The following is a 16,352-nucleotide window of genomic DNA, read 5'->3' as shown; positions in this document are numbered from 1 at the left end:
TATGTCACCCTTACTTACACAACTCTATAAAACTTCTCATCTTGACTGCTGACCCCGCCCCAGCGCAGGGCAGAAAGACGCAAGTGGAATGTGTCGAGGCGGCGGTGCCCGTCTGCCCAGTGCTTGCTGGGTAGAGCTGGGTGCCAATATCTCAGGCAGGTCCTCTCCGGTACATGGCCGCCCCGCTACACTGGCCCGGTATGTCGCTGCCGCCCACCCATGCCCACTCTGCTTCCGAATTTATCCGCGCCGTGCAGCTGGGTGAAACCACGCCCGCCGACCTGCTGGACGCGGCCCGGACCCGTGCCGACGCGGCAGGTCAACTGAACGCACTGATCAGCCTGAATGATCAGGCCGGGGTGCAGGCGGCGGCGGTGCAGAGCCGGCTGGAGGCGGGGGAAACCTTGCCTCTGGCAGGCTTGCCGATCATCATCAAGGACAACCTCAACCTGACGGGCACGCGCACCACCTGCGGCAGCCGGATGCTGGAACACTACGTCAGCCCGTACACCGCCACCGCCGTGCAGCGCCTGATGTCGGCGGGTGCGGTGATCGTGGGCAAGGCCAACATGGACGAGTTCGCAATGGGCAGCTCCGGCGAGAGCAGCGCCTTCGGCCCGACGCTGAATCCCTGGGACACAGCGCGGGTGACCGGCGGCACCAGCAGCGGCAGCGCGGCGGTGGTGGCGGCGGGCCTGACCCCCGTCAGCCTGGGCAGCGACACGGGCGGCTCGGTGCGGCAGCCGGCGGCGCTGTGCGGCGTATACGGCCTGAAGCCCACCTACGGGCGGGTCAGCCGCTACGGGCTGGTGGCCCACGCCAGCAGCCTGGACCAGATCGGGCCGCTGGCCCGCCACGCCACTGATCTGGCGCTGCTAATGAACGTGATTGCCGGACACGATCCGCGTGACGCCACCAGCCTGGACGCGCCCCCCGTCTTCACTGCCGGAACACCCGAGGATCTGCGCGGTCTGCGCGTGGGCGTGATTACCGAGAGCCTGGGCGGCAACACAGTGGGGGTGGGTGCCGTGCTGGACGCCACGCTGGACGCCCTGCGAGGCGCGGGGGCCAGCGTGGGCGAGGTCAGCCTGCCGGCCCTGAAACACGCCATTGCCACGTATTACCTGATCTCCATGCCCGAGGCCAGCAGCAACCTGGCCCGCTATGACGGCATGGTCTACGGCACCCGTGAGCCGGGCGGCGACGTGCTGGGCAGCATGACCCGCACCCGTGAGCGCGGCTTCGGACGCGAGGTGCAGCGCCGCATCATGATCGGCACCTACGCCCTGAGCAGCGGCTACTACGACGCCTATTACAGCAAGGCCACCCGCGTGCGCCGACTGATCGCGGATGAATTCCGCGCCGCCTTCGGTCAGTTCGACGTGCTGGTCACGCCCACCAGCCCCTTTCCCGCCTTCCGCCTGGGCGAGAAGATGAGCGATCCGCTGACCATGTACGCCGCCGACGTGGACACCGTGGCAGTCAACCTCGCGGGGCTGCCGGCCCTGAGCGTCCCTGCCGGATTCGAACAGGTGGATGGCAAGCGGCTGCCCGTGGGGATTCAGTTCATCGCCCCGGCGTTGCAGGACGAGTTGCTGGTCCGGATTGCGGGCGGGCTGGAAGGCATCGGCGCGGTGCAGGCAGAGGTGGCTCCACCTCAGTAATGCCCAGGAATGTCTTGTGTGGGGCGCTCAGGCCCACGCCCGCACCACCTTCAACTGCTCCCCGTCGCCGTCCACCACGGCCACCAGCTCGCCGTCCAGCGTGACCACATGCCGCCCGACTTCTGACCGCCGGGGGCGCTTGCCCTGGCGCAGCTCGCGGGCCATCTGCACGTCGGCCTCGATGCGTGGGAAGTCCAGCGCGGCCAGATCGGGGAGGCCGGAAGCCTCTGCCAGATCTTCCAGCGTCACTGCGTCCGAGAGGCTGTAGCGGCCCACCCGCGTCCGCACCAGACCCGACAGGTGGGCGGGCAAACCCAGCGCCGTGCCCACATCCCGTGCCAGCGAACGCAGGTACGTGCCGCTGCCCACGCTGGCGCGCAGCAGCATGGTGGGAAAGTCGCCCAGCGCATCGGGCAGGGTGAAGGTCAGGCCTGTTTCGGCGGGGTTCCAGCCCTGCGGCTCGAAGGTGCGCGGGGCGTCCTGCACGCGGCCATAGACGCCCAGCAGGTCCAGCGAGTGGATCATCACGTCGCGGGCGGGCAACTTCAGCTCGCCCCCGGCCCGCGCCACCGCGTAGGCCCGCTGTCCCCCCACCTGAATGGCGCTGTACTGTGGGGGAATCTGCTGCTGGGGGCCGGTAAACTGGCCCAGCATGGCCCTGATTTCTTCAGCGTCCAGCGGCGGCACGTCCGCCGTTTGATTGATCGGCCCCTCGGCGTCCAGCGTCGGGGTGCCTGCGCCCAGGCTGATCCAGGCCAGATAGTCCTTGCTGTCGGCCTCCATGAACTGCACCACCTTGGTGCTGTCGTCCACGGCCAGCACCAGCACCCCGGTGGCCAGCGGGTCAAGGGTACCGGTGTGCCCCACCCGCTTGGTCTTGCGGGCGCGGCGGGCGCGGTTCACCACGTCGTGCGAGGTCAGGTGCAGCGGTTTGTCAACGGCAATCACGGGCATGGGCGGAGTGTAGAGGTTGCAATGTGGCGGGTGAAGGTGAGTGGCGACAGGCAGCAGGTTCGCCGACTGTTCCCCCCCTGCTGCACTGCACGACTGGCAACCGCCTAAACTACCGGGTGTGCTGCGTGCCTCGTTCTGGTTGACCGCCCTGCTGTTCATTCCGCTGGGGCTGCTGTTGTACTTTCTGCCACCTGTTCTGGCCGGTACGCTGGGGGTTGCGCCGCTGTGGCTGCCGCGCGTGGCCGGCGGACTGGTGCTGGCCTGGGGCGCGTTTCAGGTGGCGGCGGGATTCGCGCCGGACGCAGTCAAGGTGGGCGGGCTGGCCGGGGGCAACCTGCTGACCGTGGCCGCGCTGCTGCCGGCGGCCCTGCGGGACGGGGCCCTGCCCCCCACCGTGCGCACGCTGATGCTGGCCCTCTCGGGTGTGCTGTTGCTGCTGGCGGTGGTTGCGATCCTCGCGGCACCATCGCGCCGCAGGTCCGCTAAGGTGGAGCCATGAGCGGCGAGAGACTGCAAAAGCGGCTGGCCCGCGCCGGGGTGGCCTCGCGCCGCGCCGCAGAGGAACTGATCAGGGCGGGCCGCGTGCAGGTCAACGGGGTGGTGGCCGCGCTGGGCCAGACCGTGACCGACGCCGACGATATCCGGCTGGACGGACAGCTGCTGGACACGGGCGCGGTGCAGAAGGTCACCTACGCGCTGTACAAGCCGCGCGGCTACGTCACCACGGCCAGTGACGAGTACGGGCGCAAGAACGTGCTGGATGCCATGCCTCCTGTTCCAGGCCTGCACCCCATCGGACGGCTGGACCGGGATTCCGAAGGGCTGCTGCTCCTTACCACCGACGGGGACCTGACCCTGACCCTGACCCACCCGCGCTACGGCCACGAGAAGGCCTACCGCGCCTGGACGCACGGCGAGATGCCCCCCACGCAGGCTGAGCTGGACAAATTGCTCAAGGGCGTGATGCTGGAAGATGGGCTGTCCACGGCCCTCAGCGCCACTCCGGCCAGCGACGGCGCATTCATCACGCTGGGCGAGGGCCGCAAGCATCAGGTGCGCCGCATGCTGGAGGCCATCGGCCACCCGGTGGGCCGCCTGATGCGCTACCGCGTGGGCGGGTACTGGCTGGGCAATCTGGATGTGGGCGAGTACGCTGAACTCAGCGAGCGCGACCTTCAGGGGCTGCTACATCCGGACAGCATCCCGGCCGGCATCTGGGAAGGTAAGTGGGACCTGATGGGCCGGCGCTGGGGCTGACGTCAGGCTTTGCTGCATACAGCCTGTTAAATGCCTCCTCTGGGTCAGGGAATCGGACAGGCCCTGCGCTGCTGAACCCGTCCCTGGAGACCGGACGATAGTGAGGCAGATGCCTAGGGGACTTGGCAGGGCGCGTTAGACTGTCCTGAACGCTACTTTTTGTAGACCTGACTCGCCCCTTGCCGCCCTGGAGGTGGATGCCATGACGACCCTCGAAGCCCTGATGAACGCGCCTGCTCCGGCCTCGGCCTGGGTGCTGGAGCGCGACTGCCAGGAAACCGGCCTTGACCCCCAGGACATCCGCGACGAGATGGCCCGCCGCATCCGCGAGATGCGTGACAGCATCGAACGCGGCCTGAACAGCAGCGCCAAAAGCATCACCGGCATGGTGGGCTGGAATGCCAAGGGCCTGTGGGACGCGCCTGACGCCCTGAACGCTCCGCTGATCCGTCGCGTTCAGGCCTACGCGATGGCCGTCAATGAGGAGAACGCCCGCATGGGCCGCATCGTCGCCGCGCCCACGGCAGGCAGCGCGGGCACCATTCCCGGCGCGCTGCTGGGCGTGGCCGATCATCTGGGCATCAGCGATGACAAACTGGTGGCCCCCATGATTCTGGCCGCCGGCGTGGGCAAGGCCATCAGCAAGCGCATGTTCATTTCCGGTGCGGCGGGCGGCTGCCAGGCCGAGATCGGCTCCAGTGCGGCGATGGCCGCCGCCGCGGTTGTGGAGTTGCTGGGCGGCACCCCCCGCGCCGCCGTGCAGGCCGCCAGCATGGCCCTGATGAACACCATCGGGCTGGTCTGCGATCCGGTGGGCGGCTATGTGGAAGTGCCGTGTGTTAGCCGCAACGCCTTTTACGCCGTCCACGCCGTCAGCGCGGCGCAACTGGCACTGGCGCAGCTGGAATCCTTCATCCCCCCCGACGAGGTGCTGGGCGCGATGGCCTCGGTGGGCCGCATGATGCCCGCTGAACTGCGCGAAACGGCAGAGGGCGGGCTGGCGCAGACACCGACCGGGCTGGCGGTCACGGCGCGTATGGAAGGTAGGGGCGAGGAAAACGCAACGGGAATGGTTGAACTGCCGATGGCGTAAGGCTGAATGGGCACCCAACGCAGTGCTTCGACACGACTGTAAAGCGAGTGCCGCAAGACAAAAAAGCCGCCCTGGAATCTATCCAGGGCGGCGCAGTTTGCGGGGGTTACGCGGCAGCGATGGTCGCCAGCGCCTTCTCATCCTTGAGGGTGATCTTGCCGTAGCCCGCGCTGATCACGCCTTCGCGGCTCAGCTCGCCCACCACCTTGGTGACGGTCTCGCGCACGCTGCCGACGGCGGCGGCCAGTTCGTCGTGGGTGGCGTAGATCATGGTCTCGCCGTTCTCGGTCTGCGTGGCGAGGGCCGTGTCCCTCAGCTCCAGCAGCTCGCCGGCAATGCGGGCACGCAGTCGCTTGCCGACCAGACGGTAGATGCTCTCGTAGGCCCGTTCCAGCGTCTTGACCAGATGCGTGGTCACGACGAGGTTGTCCTCGGCGCTCATCAGGGCGGGATTGATCACGTCGATGCTGCTGTCGGTCACGGCTTCCGCGAAGTAGGCGCGGTTCACGCCGGCCAGGGCTTCCTCACCGAAGTACTCGCCGGGCTTGACGTAACGCAGGGTCAGGCCGTTGCCGTCGTCGTCCATGGTATGCACGCGCACCAGGCCACTGGCGACGCGGTACAGCATGTCGCTCTTGCCGGGGTACAGAATTACGGCGCCGGGGCGGTAGGTCACGGTGTCGACGAAGGTGCGGGCAGTGTTGGTCAGTTGGGTCTGGGTCATTGTGGTCGCCTCCTGAGGCGGGCTGGGAAGATGGGGAGGTCGGGGCCATTCCCGACGTGCTTACAGTGTAACCCATCTCTACAATTTTGTAAACACTTTTGTTTCTTTAAACAGTGTTTAGCTGACAAAGCCTGATGTGCGGCTGACGCTCAAAAAACCCCTCCTGTACGCCCACAACCTCGTTCCTAGCCTTTCAGGTGCTCTCACTCCGGCTTCATTGACGGTACGGCTGGCGCGTCGAGAAGGTTCAATGGGCAGGGTGGATCGCGCGGAAAATATGGAGGGGACCGACTGATGGGCGGAATTTCCGAGACCGGGAACCGGAAAAAGCGTCCGGAGCTGGGTGCCCCGGACGCCTGTTCTCCCGTCTCCCGGTAAACTGTGGGTTAAATCCCTAGTGGCCCGAGCTGCGGCTCAGACCTCATCTTCGCGGCGGATGGGGAAGGCGCTGATCACGCTGTCCTTGTCGCCGATGTTGATGACCTTGACGCCCTGGGCGTTGCGCCCGGTGACGCGCACTTCCTCGACGCGGGTTCGGATAACCGTGCCCTTCTCGGTCAGCACCATCAGTTCCTCGTCGCCTGCCACGCGGGCCAGGGTGACCAGTCTGCCAGTCTTGTCGGTCACGTCCAGCGTGATCACGCCCATGCCGCCGCGTCCCTTGGCCGGGTAGTCGCCCACCGGCGTGCGCTTGCCCAGGCCGAACTCGCTGACCGACAGCAACTCGCTGGTGTCGTCGCCGCCGGGCACCAGGGCCATGCTGACCACGGCGTCGTCCTCGCCCTCACGCAACCGGATGCCGATCACGCCCTGGGTGGCGCGTCCGGTGTCGCGCACCTCACCGCTCTGGAAGCGCATGGCCTTGCCGTTGCGCGTGGCCAGGACCACATGGTCATCATCCTGCACGATGCCCACGCTAATCAATTCGTCCCCGTTCTGCAGATTGATGGCGATCAGTCCGGCGGACGTGATGTTGCCGTAGTCGGTAATCATGGTCTTCTTGACCACACCCTTGCGGGTGGCGAAGATGAAGCAGCCCTTCTCCTCGAAGCTCTTCACGCTCAGCACGCTGGCGATGTTCTCGTCGTCGCGCAGGCCCGGCAGCAGGTTGCGGATGTGGGTGCCCTTGGCGTCGCGCCCGGCTTCCGGCAGATCGTAGATCTTCTCGTGGAACACGCGGCCCTGATCGGTGAAGAACAGCAGGAAGTCGTGCGTGCTGCCCACGAAGACGCGGGTGTTGATGTCCTCCTCGCGCAGCTTGCCGCCCGAGGCCCCGCGCCCACCGCGTTTCTGCTCACGGTACGAGGTCAGGTTAGTGCGCTTGAGGTACCCGGCCTTGGTCATGGTGATGACCATGTCCTCGACCGCGATCAGGTCTTCCTTGGAAATGTCGTCTTCCAGCACGCTGATGGTGCTGCGCCGCTCGTCGCCGTAGCGGTCACGGATGTCGCGGATCTCCTTCTTGATCTCGCGCCACAACAGTTTCTCGTCGCCCAGGATCGAGCGCAGGCGGGCAATGGTGACGCTCAGTTCGTCGTACTCACCCTGGATCTTCTCGCGCTCCAGACCCACCAGACGCTGCAGGCGCATGTCCAGAATCGCCTGTGCCTGAATCTCGGACAGGGTGAAGCGCTGCATCAGCGCGTCTCTCGCCTCGGCGCTGGTGTTGCTGGCGCGGATGCGGGCAATAACCTCGTCGATGTCGTCCAGCGCTTTCAGGAGCCCTTCCAGAATGTGGGCGCGTTCCTCGGCCTTCTTCAGTTCGTAGACGGTACGGCGCGTCACCACGTCCTGACGGTGGGCCAGGAAGTAGCGCATGGTGTCCACCAGCGGCAGCACGCGCGGCTCGCCGTTCACGATGCTCAGGTTGATCACCGTGAACGTGCCCTGCAGCTGCGTGTATTTGTACAGCTGGTTCAGCACCAGCGTGGGAATGGCGCCGCGCTTGAGCTCGATCACCACGCGCACCGGGTCCTTGCGGTCCGACTCGTCGCGCAGGGCCGAGATGTCGGGAATCTTGCCCGCCTTGTACATTGCGCTGATGGTCTGGATCAGGTTGGTCTTGTTCACCTGATACGGAATCTCGGAAATGATGATCTGGTTGCGCCCGTTCTTTTCCTCGATGCGGGCCTTGCCGCGCACCTTCAGGCCCGAGTGCCCGGTGGCGTAGGCCTCGCGGATGCCCATCTTGCTAATGCGCCCGCCCGTGGGAAAATCCGGTCCCTGAACGTGTTCCATCATCTCATCCAGCGTGATTTCCGGCTTGTCCACCATCGCCAGCAGCCCGTTGCAGATCTCGGTCAGGTTGTGCGGCGGAATGTTGGTTGCCATCCCCACGGCGATGCCGGTGGCGCCGTTGATCAGCAGGTTGGGCACCGCCGAGGGCAGCACAGAGGGCTGAACCGTGGTGTCGTCGTAGTTGGGGCGCATGTCGACGGTTTCTTTCTCGAGGTCCGCCAGCACTTCCTCGGCCACCTTGGTCATGCGGGCCTCGGTGTAGCGCATGGCGGCGGGCGGATCGCCGTCGATGCTGCCGAAGTTGCCCTGCGGATGCACCAGGGGATAGCGGATGTTCCACCACTGGCCCAGGCGCACCATGGCGTCGTAGATCGACGAGTCGCCGTGCGGGTGGTACTTTTTCATGACCTCGCCGACCACGGAGGCGGACTTGGCGTGCTTCTGGTTGCTGTACAGCCCCTCGAGCATCATGGCGTACATGATCCGGCGCTGCACCGGCTTGAGGCCGTCGCGGACGTCGGGCAGCGCACGGTCCACGATTACATTCATGGCGTAGGTGATGAAGTTGGTCTTGACTTCGCTGGTGATGTCAACAGGATGAATTCCAGTCATGTGGCTCCAGTCGGGGCGGCGAAAGATCCGCCCGGCAGTGTTGGGGTGATGGAGGCCTGGCGCGGCTGCCAGGAGTGAAACAATTCTAGCATATTATGTCATATGCGTAATGAAAATCGCTCCGCCGAAGGGCTTCCCTCAATGCCCCCATTGTACCCGAAAATACCGGCAAAGACGGTGATTCGCCTGGCTGGATGGGCGGCCTTCCGGTCGGCATTGGCGGGGTGCTGTGCGTCTGGGGTCAACGGATGGCCTCGCCACTGAATTGCCTGACGGCAGCAGGAAATGGAAAAGAGGCGGGCGGCCAGGGCTGAGTCTGTGCGGCGTCAGATTGCGGCCCACGCTGTCCTCTGCCTTGCGGGGAAAGAAGAGGTGACGCAGTTCATAAAGGAGGGAATTCGCCTATGGAGAGACAGATGTCTGAGCTGCGGTTTCGCCGTCCTGTACGCCCGGTATCCGCGCATGGTCCTGCCTGTCTCGGCAGTGTGTGCACTTGTGCGTGATTTGAAAGGGACCGTTCCTATCATGGGTTCAGAATGCTTGCTCACCTCACCCAACTGGTCAAAGATGTGGACGGCGCGTGGGCGGCGGCCATCGGTGGGCTGGACGGCCTGCTGATCGAGGGCCACGCCACCACCGACACGGATCTCAACCTGCTGATTGCCGAACACGCCGGCCTGCTTCAGGCGGCCGGCCACGCCTACACCCAGACCCTGGGCGCCGGGCAGCCCCGTGAACTGTACCTGCGCGGCGAACGCCTGAGCGTGTACCTGCAACCCATCCATGCCGACTACTTTCTGCTGCTGGCTCTGGACGCCCGCAGCAACCTGGGTCAGGCCCGCCTGTATGGCCGTGAGGCCGCCCGCCGACTGGAGCAAACGCTGTGAAACTTGATGCCCTGAGCAGTCTTCCTGGCGTGGTGGCCAGCGCCCTGGTAGGCCCCGATGGTCTGCCGGTGGAGTCCTACGGCGACGGCGGCGAGGTGCTGGCCGCCGAACTCGCCTCGCTCAGGACCAGCCTGGACCGTACGGGCCGCCGCCTGGGCTCCGGCGAGGTGACCCGGCTGGCATTTACCACTGACCGGATCGAGGTGGTGGCGCTAGCCGTGGGCGACTTCATGATGGGCCTGGCCCTGATCCGCAGCAGCGACACCCGCAGTGCCCAGCAGGCGCTGGCGAAGCTGGCCCTGGACATCGACAACTTGCCGCGCGTGGACCGCTCGTGATCGCCTCGCTGCTGAACGTGCGCGGGGTCCGCCATTCCATTCTGGTGGGTCAGGCGGGTGAGGTGGTGGCCAGCGCCGGCATTCAGGAAGGGCACCTGGGCGGCGAGGTGGGGCTGGTGGCCGCCGGTCGCGCCGTGATCGGCAGCCTGCAAAGCCAGCTGGACAGCGACACCTGGCAGGAGATGGTGCTGGACGTGGACAGCGGCCCGGTGCTGCTGACCCCCCACGGCAATCAGGTGCTGCTGACCGCTTTCGATGAGGTTGCCAACCTGGGCCGTGTGCGCTTCGCAGTGCGGAAGTTGCTGGGCCAGAGCTGACCCCTTGAAGGAGAAGCACCCTACCTGAAGCCCTGACCACGCGCTGAGGCTTTTCAGATGGAGACGGCCCGACTTCCCAGTCCTTTCGCCTCAGTCTCTATTGCATCCTGCGTTTGCCTGCCCTGCCTGCTACGCTCTGCCCCATGACGCCTACCCTGATCATCGTGCCCGGCCTGGGAGACAGCGGCCCTGGGCACTGGCAGACGCTGTGGCAGCACAGGTTCGGTGCCGGGCGCGTGCAGCAGGATGACCCGGACCATCCGCTGCCGGAGGTCTGGGCCGCTCGCCTGCACGAAGTGGTCGGAGCCACGCCGGGCGAACTGGTGCTGGTGGCGCACTCGGCGGGGGTGGCGACAGTGGCCCACTGGGCGCGGCTGTTCGGCGCCGAGGACCGGGTGCGCGGCGCCCTGCTGGTGGCCCCCGCCGATCCGGGGCAGCCGGGCATGGCTGACCTGCATCCCGAGCTTCTGGCCCTGGCCCCGCTGCCGCTGGAGGCCCTGCCGTTCCCGGCACTGCTCGTCTACAGCGAGAACGATCCGTACTGCACACCAGAACGCGCTGAGGCGCTGGCCGGGGCCTGGGGAGCCTCTGCGGTCTCGGCGGGCGAGGCGGGACACATCAACGTGGACAGCGGCCACGGCGAGTGGCCGGACGGCGAGATCCTCCTGAGCGAGGCCCTGCACGCCTGGACCCCGCCCGCCGTCGTCCGCTTCTGAGACCGCAAAAAGCCACCCTGTTTTCGCGGGTAGCTTTTTGCTGAATGGGGGTTTTAGTTGGCGCTGACGGCGTTGCTGTCGCTGGTGGCGGCGGCCGTTCCGATGTGCTTGTCCAGCAGGGTTTCAAACGCGCGTTTGGGCTGGGCGCCCACCACGCCTTCCACCGGCTGGCCATCCTTGAACAGGATCAGCGTGGGGATGCTCATGACGCGGTACTGGCCCTGGGTTACGGGATTCTCGTCCACGTTGACCTTGCCGATCTTGACCCGGCCCTCGTACTGCCCGGCCAGTTCCTCGATCACGGGGGCGATGATGCGGCAGGGGCCGCACCACGGGGCCCAGAAGTCGACGAGCGTCAATCCGCTGGCGATCTCGTCGTTAAAATTGGTATCAGTCAGTTCCAGAGGCTTCATGAAAAAAACTATACCCCTCCTGGCCTCGGGATGGATTTGCCGGGCATGGGCAGCGGCTAAGGCGTTATTCATCCGCAGTGGGCTGGGCCACGTTCGTGCGCGGCCCCCGGTCGGGGTAGGCTGGGGCCATGTTCACCGCCGCCGACCAACAGGCCTTCGAGGCCGGGGCGCGTCTGTTCGATGCCGGGCAGTGGTGGGAGGCGCACGAGGCCTGGGAGGAGCCGTGGCTGGAGGCCGGCGGCCAGGACCGCGCCTTTTTGCAGGCGCTGATTCTGCTGGCGGCGGCCCTGCACAAGCGCTGGCACCACGGCAGCCTGACCCACCGCAACTTCCACAAGGCCGTCCGGTATCTGGACCGGCTGCCGGACGACTACCGGGGCGTTCAGCTGGCCCGGCTGCGTGCGGAGGTCTGGGAGGCGCTGCACACCCCCGGCATCTTTCCCCGGATTCCGCGCCAGGGGTAGGCGGCGGGTGCGTTGAGCGGGCTGCCCCCCGTCCGGTATTCTGCCGGGATGCCGGGGCAAGACCGCCGGACATATTGAGCAGTACGGATCGGGAGACATGATGATGGAACATTCAAAACGGATTGCACTTTTTATTGACGGGGCCAATGTCTACGCGGCGGCCAAGCGGCTGGGGTGGAACTTTGACCACCGCAAGATTCTGGACCATTTTGCTGGACAGGGCACCCTCTACAACGCCTTTTATTACACGGCCGTGCCCATGCCCATCGACGACAAGCAGCGCCGTTTCACCGACGCACTGACCTACATGGGCTACACCGTCCGCACCCGTCCTCTGCGCGAGAGCACCGACGAGAACGGTGACCCGTCCCGCCGCGCGAGTCTAGACATCGAGATCGTCACCGATCTGCTGACCACCACCGCGCTGTACGACACCGCCGTCCTGCTTACTGGCGACGGCGATTTCGAGCGCCCGGTGGAGGTGTTGCGGGCACGCGGCAAGCGGGTGATCGTGGCCAGCATTCCGGAGATGACCAGCTACGAACTGCGCAACGCCGCTGACCTGTACGTGGACCTGGGAGACCTGCGCGCCCAGATTGAGCGCCCTGGCTACCGCCTGCCCAGCGAACAGCGGGGAGCAGAGGTCAAGTCACCCGAAACCCGGCCCTTTTACCTGACCGCCGCACTGGCCGAAAACGATGAGCGCTGAGGCCGGGGCTTCTGCGGCCAGTCTGCCCATCGCGCTGGACGCGGCGGGCGGGGACCACGGCGCGCCGCCCAACGTGGAAGGTGCGGTTCTGGCCGCACGCGGCGGGGTCCGGGTGCTGCTGGTGGGTGACCGGGTGGCCCTGCACGCCGAACTGGGCAAGTTTCAAGGCAGCGCGGGCCTGCCGCTGGAGATCGTGGACGCCCCCGACGTGGTCGGCATGGACGAACACGCCACTGACGTGAGGGGCCGCAGCGGGGCCAGCATCAACGTCTGCACCCGGCTGGTCAAGGACGGACACGCCGCCGCCGCTGTCAGCATGGGCCACAGCGGCGCCACGATGGCCTCGGCGCTGCTGACTTTCGGGCGCATCCGGGGCGTCGAGCGTCCGGCCATCCTGACCCACATGCCCGCGCGCGGGGGCATGACCACGCTGCTCGACGCCGGGGCCAACGCGGATGTGAAGGCCAGCTACCTCGTGCAGTGGGCGCGGCTGTCCACGGTGTACCTCAAGGTGCTGGAAGGCCGGGACAACCCCACGGTGGGCCTGCTCTCGATTGGCGAGGAGGACCACAAGGGCAGCGCCCTGGTGCTGGAGGCCCACGCCCTGCTGCGCGCGCTGCACGGCAACGGCATCAACTTCCACGGCAATGTGGAGGGCCGAGACATCTTCCTGGGCACCACCGACATTGTCGTCACCGACGGCTTTACCGGCAACGTGGTGCTCAAGCTGGCCGAGGGCGAGGCCAGGGTCATGTTCGGCTGGATCAGGGACGCCCTGAACAGCGGCCTGAAGAGCAGGCTGGGCGGCCTGCTGGTCCGCACGTCGCTGCGCGGCCTGGCCGACCGGTTGGACCCCAGCACCTACGGGGCCAGCATCCTGATCGGCGTCAGGGGGCTGGCGTTTATCGGGCACGGCAGCGCCGACGCCACCGCCGTCAAGAATGCCCTGCTGCGTGCCTCCCGCGCCCACGAGGGCCGGTTGCTGCCGCGCCTGGAAGCGGCGTTCGGGGAGCAGGGCGCCGTACCTGCGGCTGCGGGTGAATAGAGAGGCGAGGCCCGCGCCGTTCGCCCGTCTGACCCAGCTGCGCTGTTTCTAAGGGGTTCACCTAGCCCCACGGCCTTTCTCTTGTGCGCCCAGCCGCTATCCTGCGGGCATTCAACGGCACGACATAAGGGGGACAGGGCGCGTGAAATATGAGCCAGGTGACAGCTTTTTTGACGAGATGTACGCGGCGGACGGCAGGGTGCGTCCGCACTATCAGGGTCTGGAGCAGTACATCGATCTGCTGGGCGTCCCCGAGTTCCAGCGGCGGCACGGCATGCTGGACCTGGCCTTTCGCAACCAGGGCATCACGTTCACCGTCTACGGCGACTCCAAGGGCACCGAACGAACCTTTCCCTTTGATCCCGTGCCGCGCGTTATTCCGGCGTCGGAGTGGGCGCACGTCGAGGCGGGGCTGACCCAGCGCGTCAGGGCACTGAACCTCTTTCTGAACGACATCTACGGCGACGCGCAGATTCTCGGGGACGGCGTGATTCCCAGCGAGCTGGTCTACACCTCGGCCCACTTCCGGCGCGAGGTCCACGGCGTCACGCCGCCCGGCGAGCTGTACACCCACATCGTCGGCACGGACCTGATCCGCGACGAGAAGGGCGAGTACCTGGTGCTGGAGGACAACCTGCGCTCGCCCAGCGGCGTGTCGTATCTGCTGTCCAACCGCGACGCCATGCGCCGCATCTACCCGCGCATGTTCGAGGGCCAGGGCGTGCGTTCGGTGCAGCATTACGCCACCTCGCTGCTGACGCTGCTGCAATCGGTCAGCCCGCGTGACAACGGCACGGTGGTGTTGCTGACGCCGGGCATGTACAACAGCGCGTACTTCGAGCACGCCTACCTCGCCCAGCAGATGGGCGTGGAGCTGGTCGAGGGCCGCGACCTGTTCGTGGATTCGGGCCGGGTCTGGATGCGGACCACCGGTGGTCGACAGCAGGTGGACGTGATCTACCGCCGCATCGACGACGACTTTATCGATCCGCTGGCCTTCCGCCGCGACAGTTCGCTGGGCGTGTCAGGGCTGATCGAGGTCTACCGCCAGGGTCGGGTGGCCATTGCCAACGCGGTGGGCACCGGGGTGGCCGACGATAAGGCCGTGTACGCCTACGTCCCGGACATGATCCGCTACTACCTGAACGAGGACCCGCTGCTGAACAACGTTCCCACCTTCCTGGGCACCGATCCGGATCACTTCGAACACATCATGGCCAACGCCGCGAACATGGTGATCAAGGCGGTGGGTGAGGCCGGCGGCTACGGCATGCTGATCGGCCCCTCGGCCACCGAGGAGGAGGTGGCGGACTTTCTGGTCAAGGTGCGGGCCAATCCGCGCGACTTTATCGGGCAGCCGGTGGTGGGCCTGTCGCGCCACCCGACGTTCTACCCCGACAGCAGTGAATTTGAGGGCGCGCACATCGACCTGCGCCCGTACATCCTGTGCGGCAAGGATGAGGTGACCATCGTGCCCGGCGGTCTGACCCGCGTGGCGCTGCGGCGCGGCAGTCTGGTGGTCAATTCCTCGCAGGGTGGCGGCAGCAAGGACACCTGGGTGCTGGACCACGACGGCCCGGTGGCCCCGCAGGGCCTGAGCCAGATCATGCACGGTGACGGTCAGCACGCCCAGACCCAGTTTCAAGGCGGCATCGGTGTGGTGCCCATCGACCTGCCGGTGCCGGACGACGTGGTGCTGGAGGTTATGCCGGATCCCGATCCCACGCTGGCGGGCACCCGTGAACCGGTGCAAATTGACGATGCGGACCTGTCCCACCCCCGCCTGTCCCAGGAGCAGGCGGGCAGCAGCTCGCAGACGCAGCGGCAATCCCAGTCGCAGGCCCAGACGTCGTACCAGCAGGAACTGGAAAAGACCGAGCTGGAGGGAGACAAATAATGCTTCTGTTATCTCGCCTGGCCGAGAACCTGTTCTGGATCGGACGCTACATGGAACGCGCCGAGAATACCGCCCGCCTGCTGAACGTCAACTATTACGCGGGCCTGGAAGTTTCGGGCCGCGCCCGCGAATACTGGACGCCGCTGCTGGAACTGACCGGCGGCGAGGCGCAACTGCGCGCCAAGTACGGCCGCCTCGACGCCCGCAGCGTCAGCTCATGGATGGCCTTTGACCGCGACAACCCGTCGAGCATCGCCAGCAGTCTGGCCCGCGCCCGCGAGAACGCCCGTGGCCTGCGCGACCGCATTCCCAGCGAGATGTGGGAGACCCTGAACCGCTCGTATCTGACGCTGTGCTTCGAGAACGGCGACGTGCTGGACCGCGACGGCCTGTTCGAGTACTGCGCGGCGGCCCGCGACGCCTCGCAGTTTTTCTTCGGCATTGCGTTTGCCACCCTGCCGCGCGACGAGGGCTGGTCCTTCCTGCGCGCCGGGCAGACCCTGGAGCGCGGCGACAACACCCTGCGCGTGTTGCAGAGCCGCTTCAAGGATGCCGACGCCCTGGCCGCCCGCAAGGACCCGGCAGAACGCGCCCTGCAGGACCAGCGCTGGGTCAGCGCCCTGAAGGGGGCCAGCGCCAACGAGGCCTACCGCAAGCGCGTGCACACCGGCATCACGCCCATGCGCGTCACCGAGTTTCTGTTGCTGGACGACTACTTTCCGCGCAGCGTGCGTTACAGCGCAGTGAACCTGAACGACGCGCTGGAGCAGATTGACCGCTTCCACCCCGGCGCGCACCCGGAAATTCTGCGCCTGTCGCGCTGGCTGGTGGCCCGGCTGCAATACGCCCGCGTGACCGACATCATCGAGAGGGAAGATCCCGGCATCGAGGCGCTGCTGGAGGACTTCAACCGCGTGGGCGCGGCGATCACCTCGGCCTACTTCGAGGAGGAATGAGCCTGTTCGTGGCTCCGAATTCGTCTGCCCTGCGCTGCACCCGCTCTGCCCGGGCGTGTCAGACTGCC

General features: G+C 66.5%; 17 protein-coding genes. 13 read left to right on the top strand and 4 right to left on the bottom strand.

Annotated features, from left to right (window positions below; all coding sequences use genetic code 11):
- The first annotated feature begins 200 nt into the window (after positions 1–200).
- Positions 201–1,664 (top strand): Asp-tRNA(Asn)/Glu-tRNA(Gln) amidotransferase subunit GatA, encoded by a 1,464-nt coding sequence (gene gatA, locus IEY31_RS09365; protein WP_188971216.1) that lies wholly within the window; start codon positions 201–203, stop codon positions 1,662–1,664.
- A gap of 27 nt (positions 1,665–1,691) precedes the next feature.
- Here gatA and truB read toward each other — a convergent pair whose 3' ends face one another.
- Positions 1,692–2,618, bottom strand: a complete 927-nt coding sequence (gene truB, locus IEY31_RS09360; protein WP_188971214.1) for a tRNA pseudouridine(55) synthase TruB — start codon at positions 2,616–2,618, stop codon at positions 1,692–1,694.
- A gap of 118 nt (positions 2,619–2,736) precedes the next feature.
- On the opposite strand from truB, the gene IEY31_RS09355 reads away from it, so the two are divergent.
- From IEY31_RS09355 to sdaAA, 3 genes are all read left to right on the top strand, one after another.
- Entirely contained in the window at positions 2,737–3,117 is a 381-nt protein-coding gene (locus IEY31_RS09355; RefSeq protein WP_188971212.1) for a hypothetical protein, read from the top strand.
- Positions 3,114–3,875, top strand: coding sequence for a pseudouridine synthase (locus IEY31_RS09350; protein WP_188971210.1), 762 nt, complete (start codon positions 3,114–3,116; stop codon positions 3,873–3,875). The genes IEY31_RS09355 and IEY31_RS09350 overlap by 4 nt, the downstream gene beginning before the upstream one ends.
- A 202-nt stretch (positions 3,876–4,077) precedes the next feature.
- On the top strand, positions 4,078–4,968 hold the full coding sequence (gene sdaAA / locus IEY31_RS09345; protein WP_188971208.1) for an L-serine ammonia-lyase, iron-sulfur-dependent, subunit alpha: 891 nt from the start codon (positions 4,078–4,080) through the stop codon (positions 4,966–4,968).
- A gap of 106 nt (positions 4,969–5,074) precedes the next feature.
- On the opposite strand, the gene IEY31_RS09340 is transcribed toward sdaAA, so the two are convergent.
- Both IEY31_RS09340 and gyrA read right to left on the bottom strand, forming a co-directional pair.
- The gene (locus IEY31_RS09340; RefSeq protein ID WP_188971206.1) at positions 5,075–5,692 is read right to left on the bottom strand and encodes a helix-turn-helix domain-containing protein; all 618 of its coding nucleotides are present in this window, start codon (positions 5,690–5,692) and stop codon (positions 5,075–5,077) included.
- Positions 5,693–6,106: 414 nt separating this feature from the next.
- Positions 6,107–8,542 (bottom strand): DNA gyrase subunit A, encoded by a 2,436-nt coding sequence (gene gyrA, locus IEY31_RS09335; protein ID WP_188971204.1) that lies wholly within the window; start codon positions 8,540–8,542, stop codon positions 6,107–6,109.
- A 536-nt stretch (positions 8,543–9,078) separates the two neighbouring features.
- On the opposite strand from gyrA, the gene IEY31_RS09330 reads away from it, so the two are divergent.
- The 4 genes from IEY31_RS09330 to IEY31_RS09315 all read left to right on the top strand — a co-directional run bounded on the left by IEY31_RS09330 (position 9,079) and on the right by IEY31_RS09315 (position 10,800).
- A complete protein-coding gene (locus IEY31_RS09330; RefSeq protein ID WP_188971202.1) occupies positions 9,079–9,429 on the top strand; it encodes a roadblock/LC7 domain-containing protein in 351 nt (116 codons plus the stop codon).
- Entirely contained in the window at positions 9,426–9,767 is a 342-nt protein-coding gene (locus tag IEY31_RS09325) for a roadblock/LC7 domain-containing protein (RefSeq protein WP_188971200.1), read from the top strand. Before IEY31_RS09330 ends, IEY31_RS09325 begins: the two co-directional genes overlap by 4 nt.
- Positions 9,764–10,084, top strand: a complete 321-nt coding sequence (locus IEY31_RS09320) for a roadblock/LC7 domain-containing protein (protein WP_188971198.1) — start codon at positions 9,764–9,766, stop codon at positions 10,082–10,084. Before IEY31_RS09325 ends, IEY31_RS09320 begins: the two co-directional genes overlap by 4 nt.
- 143 nt (positions 10,085–10,227) lie before the next feature.
- A complete protein-coding gene (locus IEY31_RS09315; RefSeq protein ID WP_188971196.1) occupies positions 10,228–10,800 on the top strand; it encodes an RBBP9/YdeN family alpha/beta hydrolase in 573 nt (190 codons plus the stop codon).
- Positions 10,801–10,853: 53 nt separating this feature from the next.
- Here the strand turns inward: IEY31_RS09315 and trxA are convergent, their stop codons facing one another.
- Complete coding sequence (gene trxA, locus IEY31_RS09310) at positions 10,854–11,213, bottom strand: thioredoxin (protein WP_188971194.1); 360 nt, start codon at positions 11,211–11,213, stop codon at positions 10,854–10,856.
- Positions 11,214–11,341: 128 nt separating this feature from the next.
- On the opposite strand from trxA, the gene IEY31_RS09305 reads away from it, so the two are divergent.
- From IEY31_RS09305 to IEY31_RS09285, 5 genes are all read left to right on the top strand, one after another.
- Entirely contained in the window at positions 11,342–11,677 is a 336-nt protein-coding gene (locus IEY31_RS09305; protein ID WP_188971192.1) for a DUF309 domain-containing protein, read from the top strand.
- A 100-nt stretch (positions 11,678–11,777) separates the two neighbouring features.
- The gene (locus IEY31_RS09300; RefSeq protein WP_188971357.1) at positions 11,778–12,386 is read left to right on the top strand and encodes a LabA-like NYN domain-containing protein; all 609 of its coding nucleotides are present in this window, start codon (positions 11,778–11,780) and stop codon (positions 12,384–12,386) included.
- Entirely contained in the window at positions 12,376–13,431 is a 1,056-nt protein-coding gene (gene plsX / locus IEY31_RS09295) for a phosphate acyltransferase PlsX (RefSeq protein ID WP_188971190.1), read from the top strand. Before IEY31_RS09300 ends, plsX begins: the two co-directional genes overlap by 11 nt.
- Positions 13,432–13,573: 142 nt before the next feature.
- Entirely contained in the window at positions 13,574–15,328 is a 1,755-nt protein-coding gene (locus tag IEY31_RS09290) for a circularly permuted type 2 ATP-grasp protein (RefSeq protein ID WP_188971188.1), read from the top strand.
- Positions 15,328–16,284, top strand: a complete 957-nt coding sequence (locus IEY31_RS09285) for an alpha-E domain-containing protein (protein ID WP_188971186.1) — start codon at positions 15,328–15,330, stop codon at positions 16,282–16,284. The genes IEY31_RS09290 and IEY31_RS09285 overlap by 1 nt, the downstream gene beginning before the upstream one ends.
- The last annotated feature ends 68 nt before the right edge of the window (positions 16,285–16,352 follow it).

This window comes from Deinococcus aerolatus (assembly GCF_014647055.1).
Classification (GTDB): Bacteria; Deinococcota; Deinococci; order Deinococcales; family Deinococcaceae; genus Deinococcus; species Deinococcus aerolatus.
Note: the sequence above shows the minus strand (reverse complement) of the source record. Positions and strands in the feature narration are given on the sequence as shown.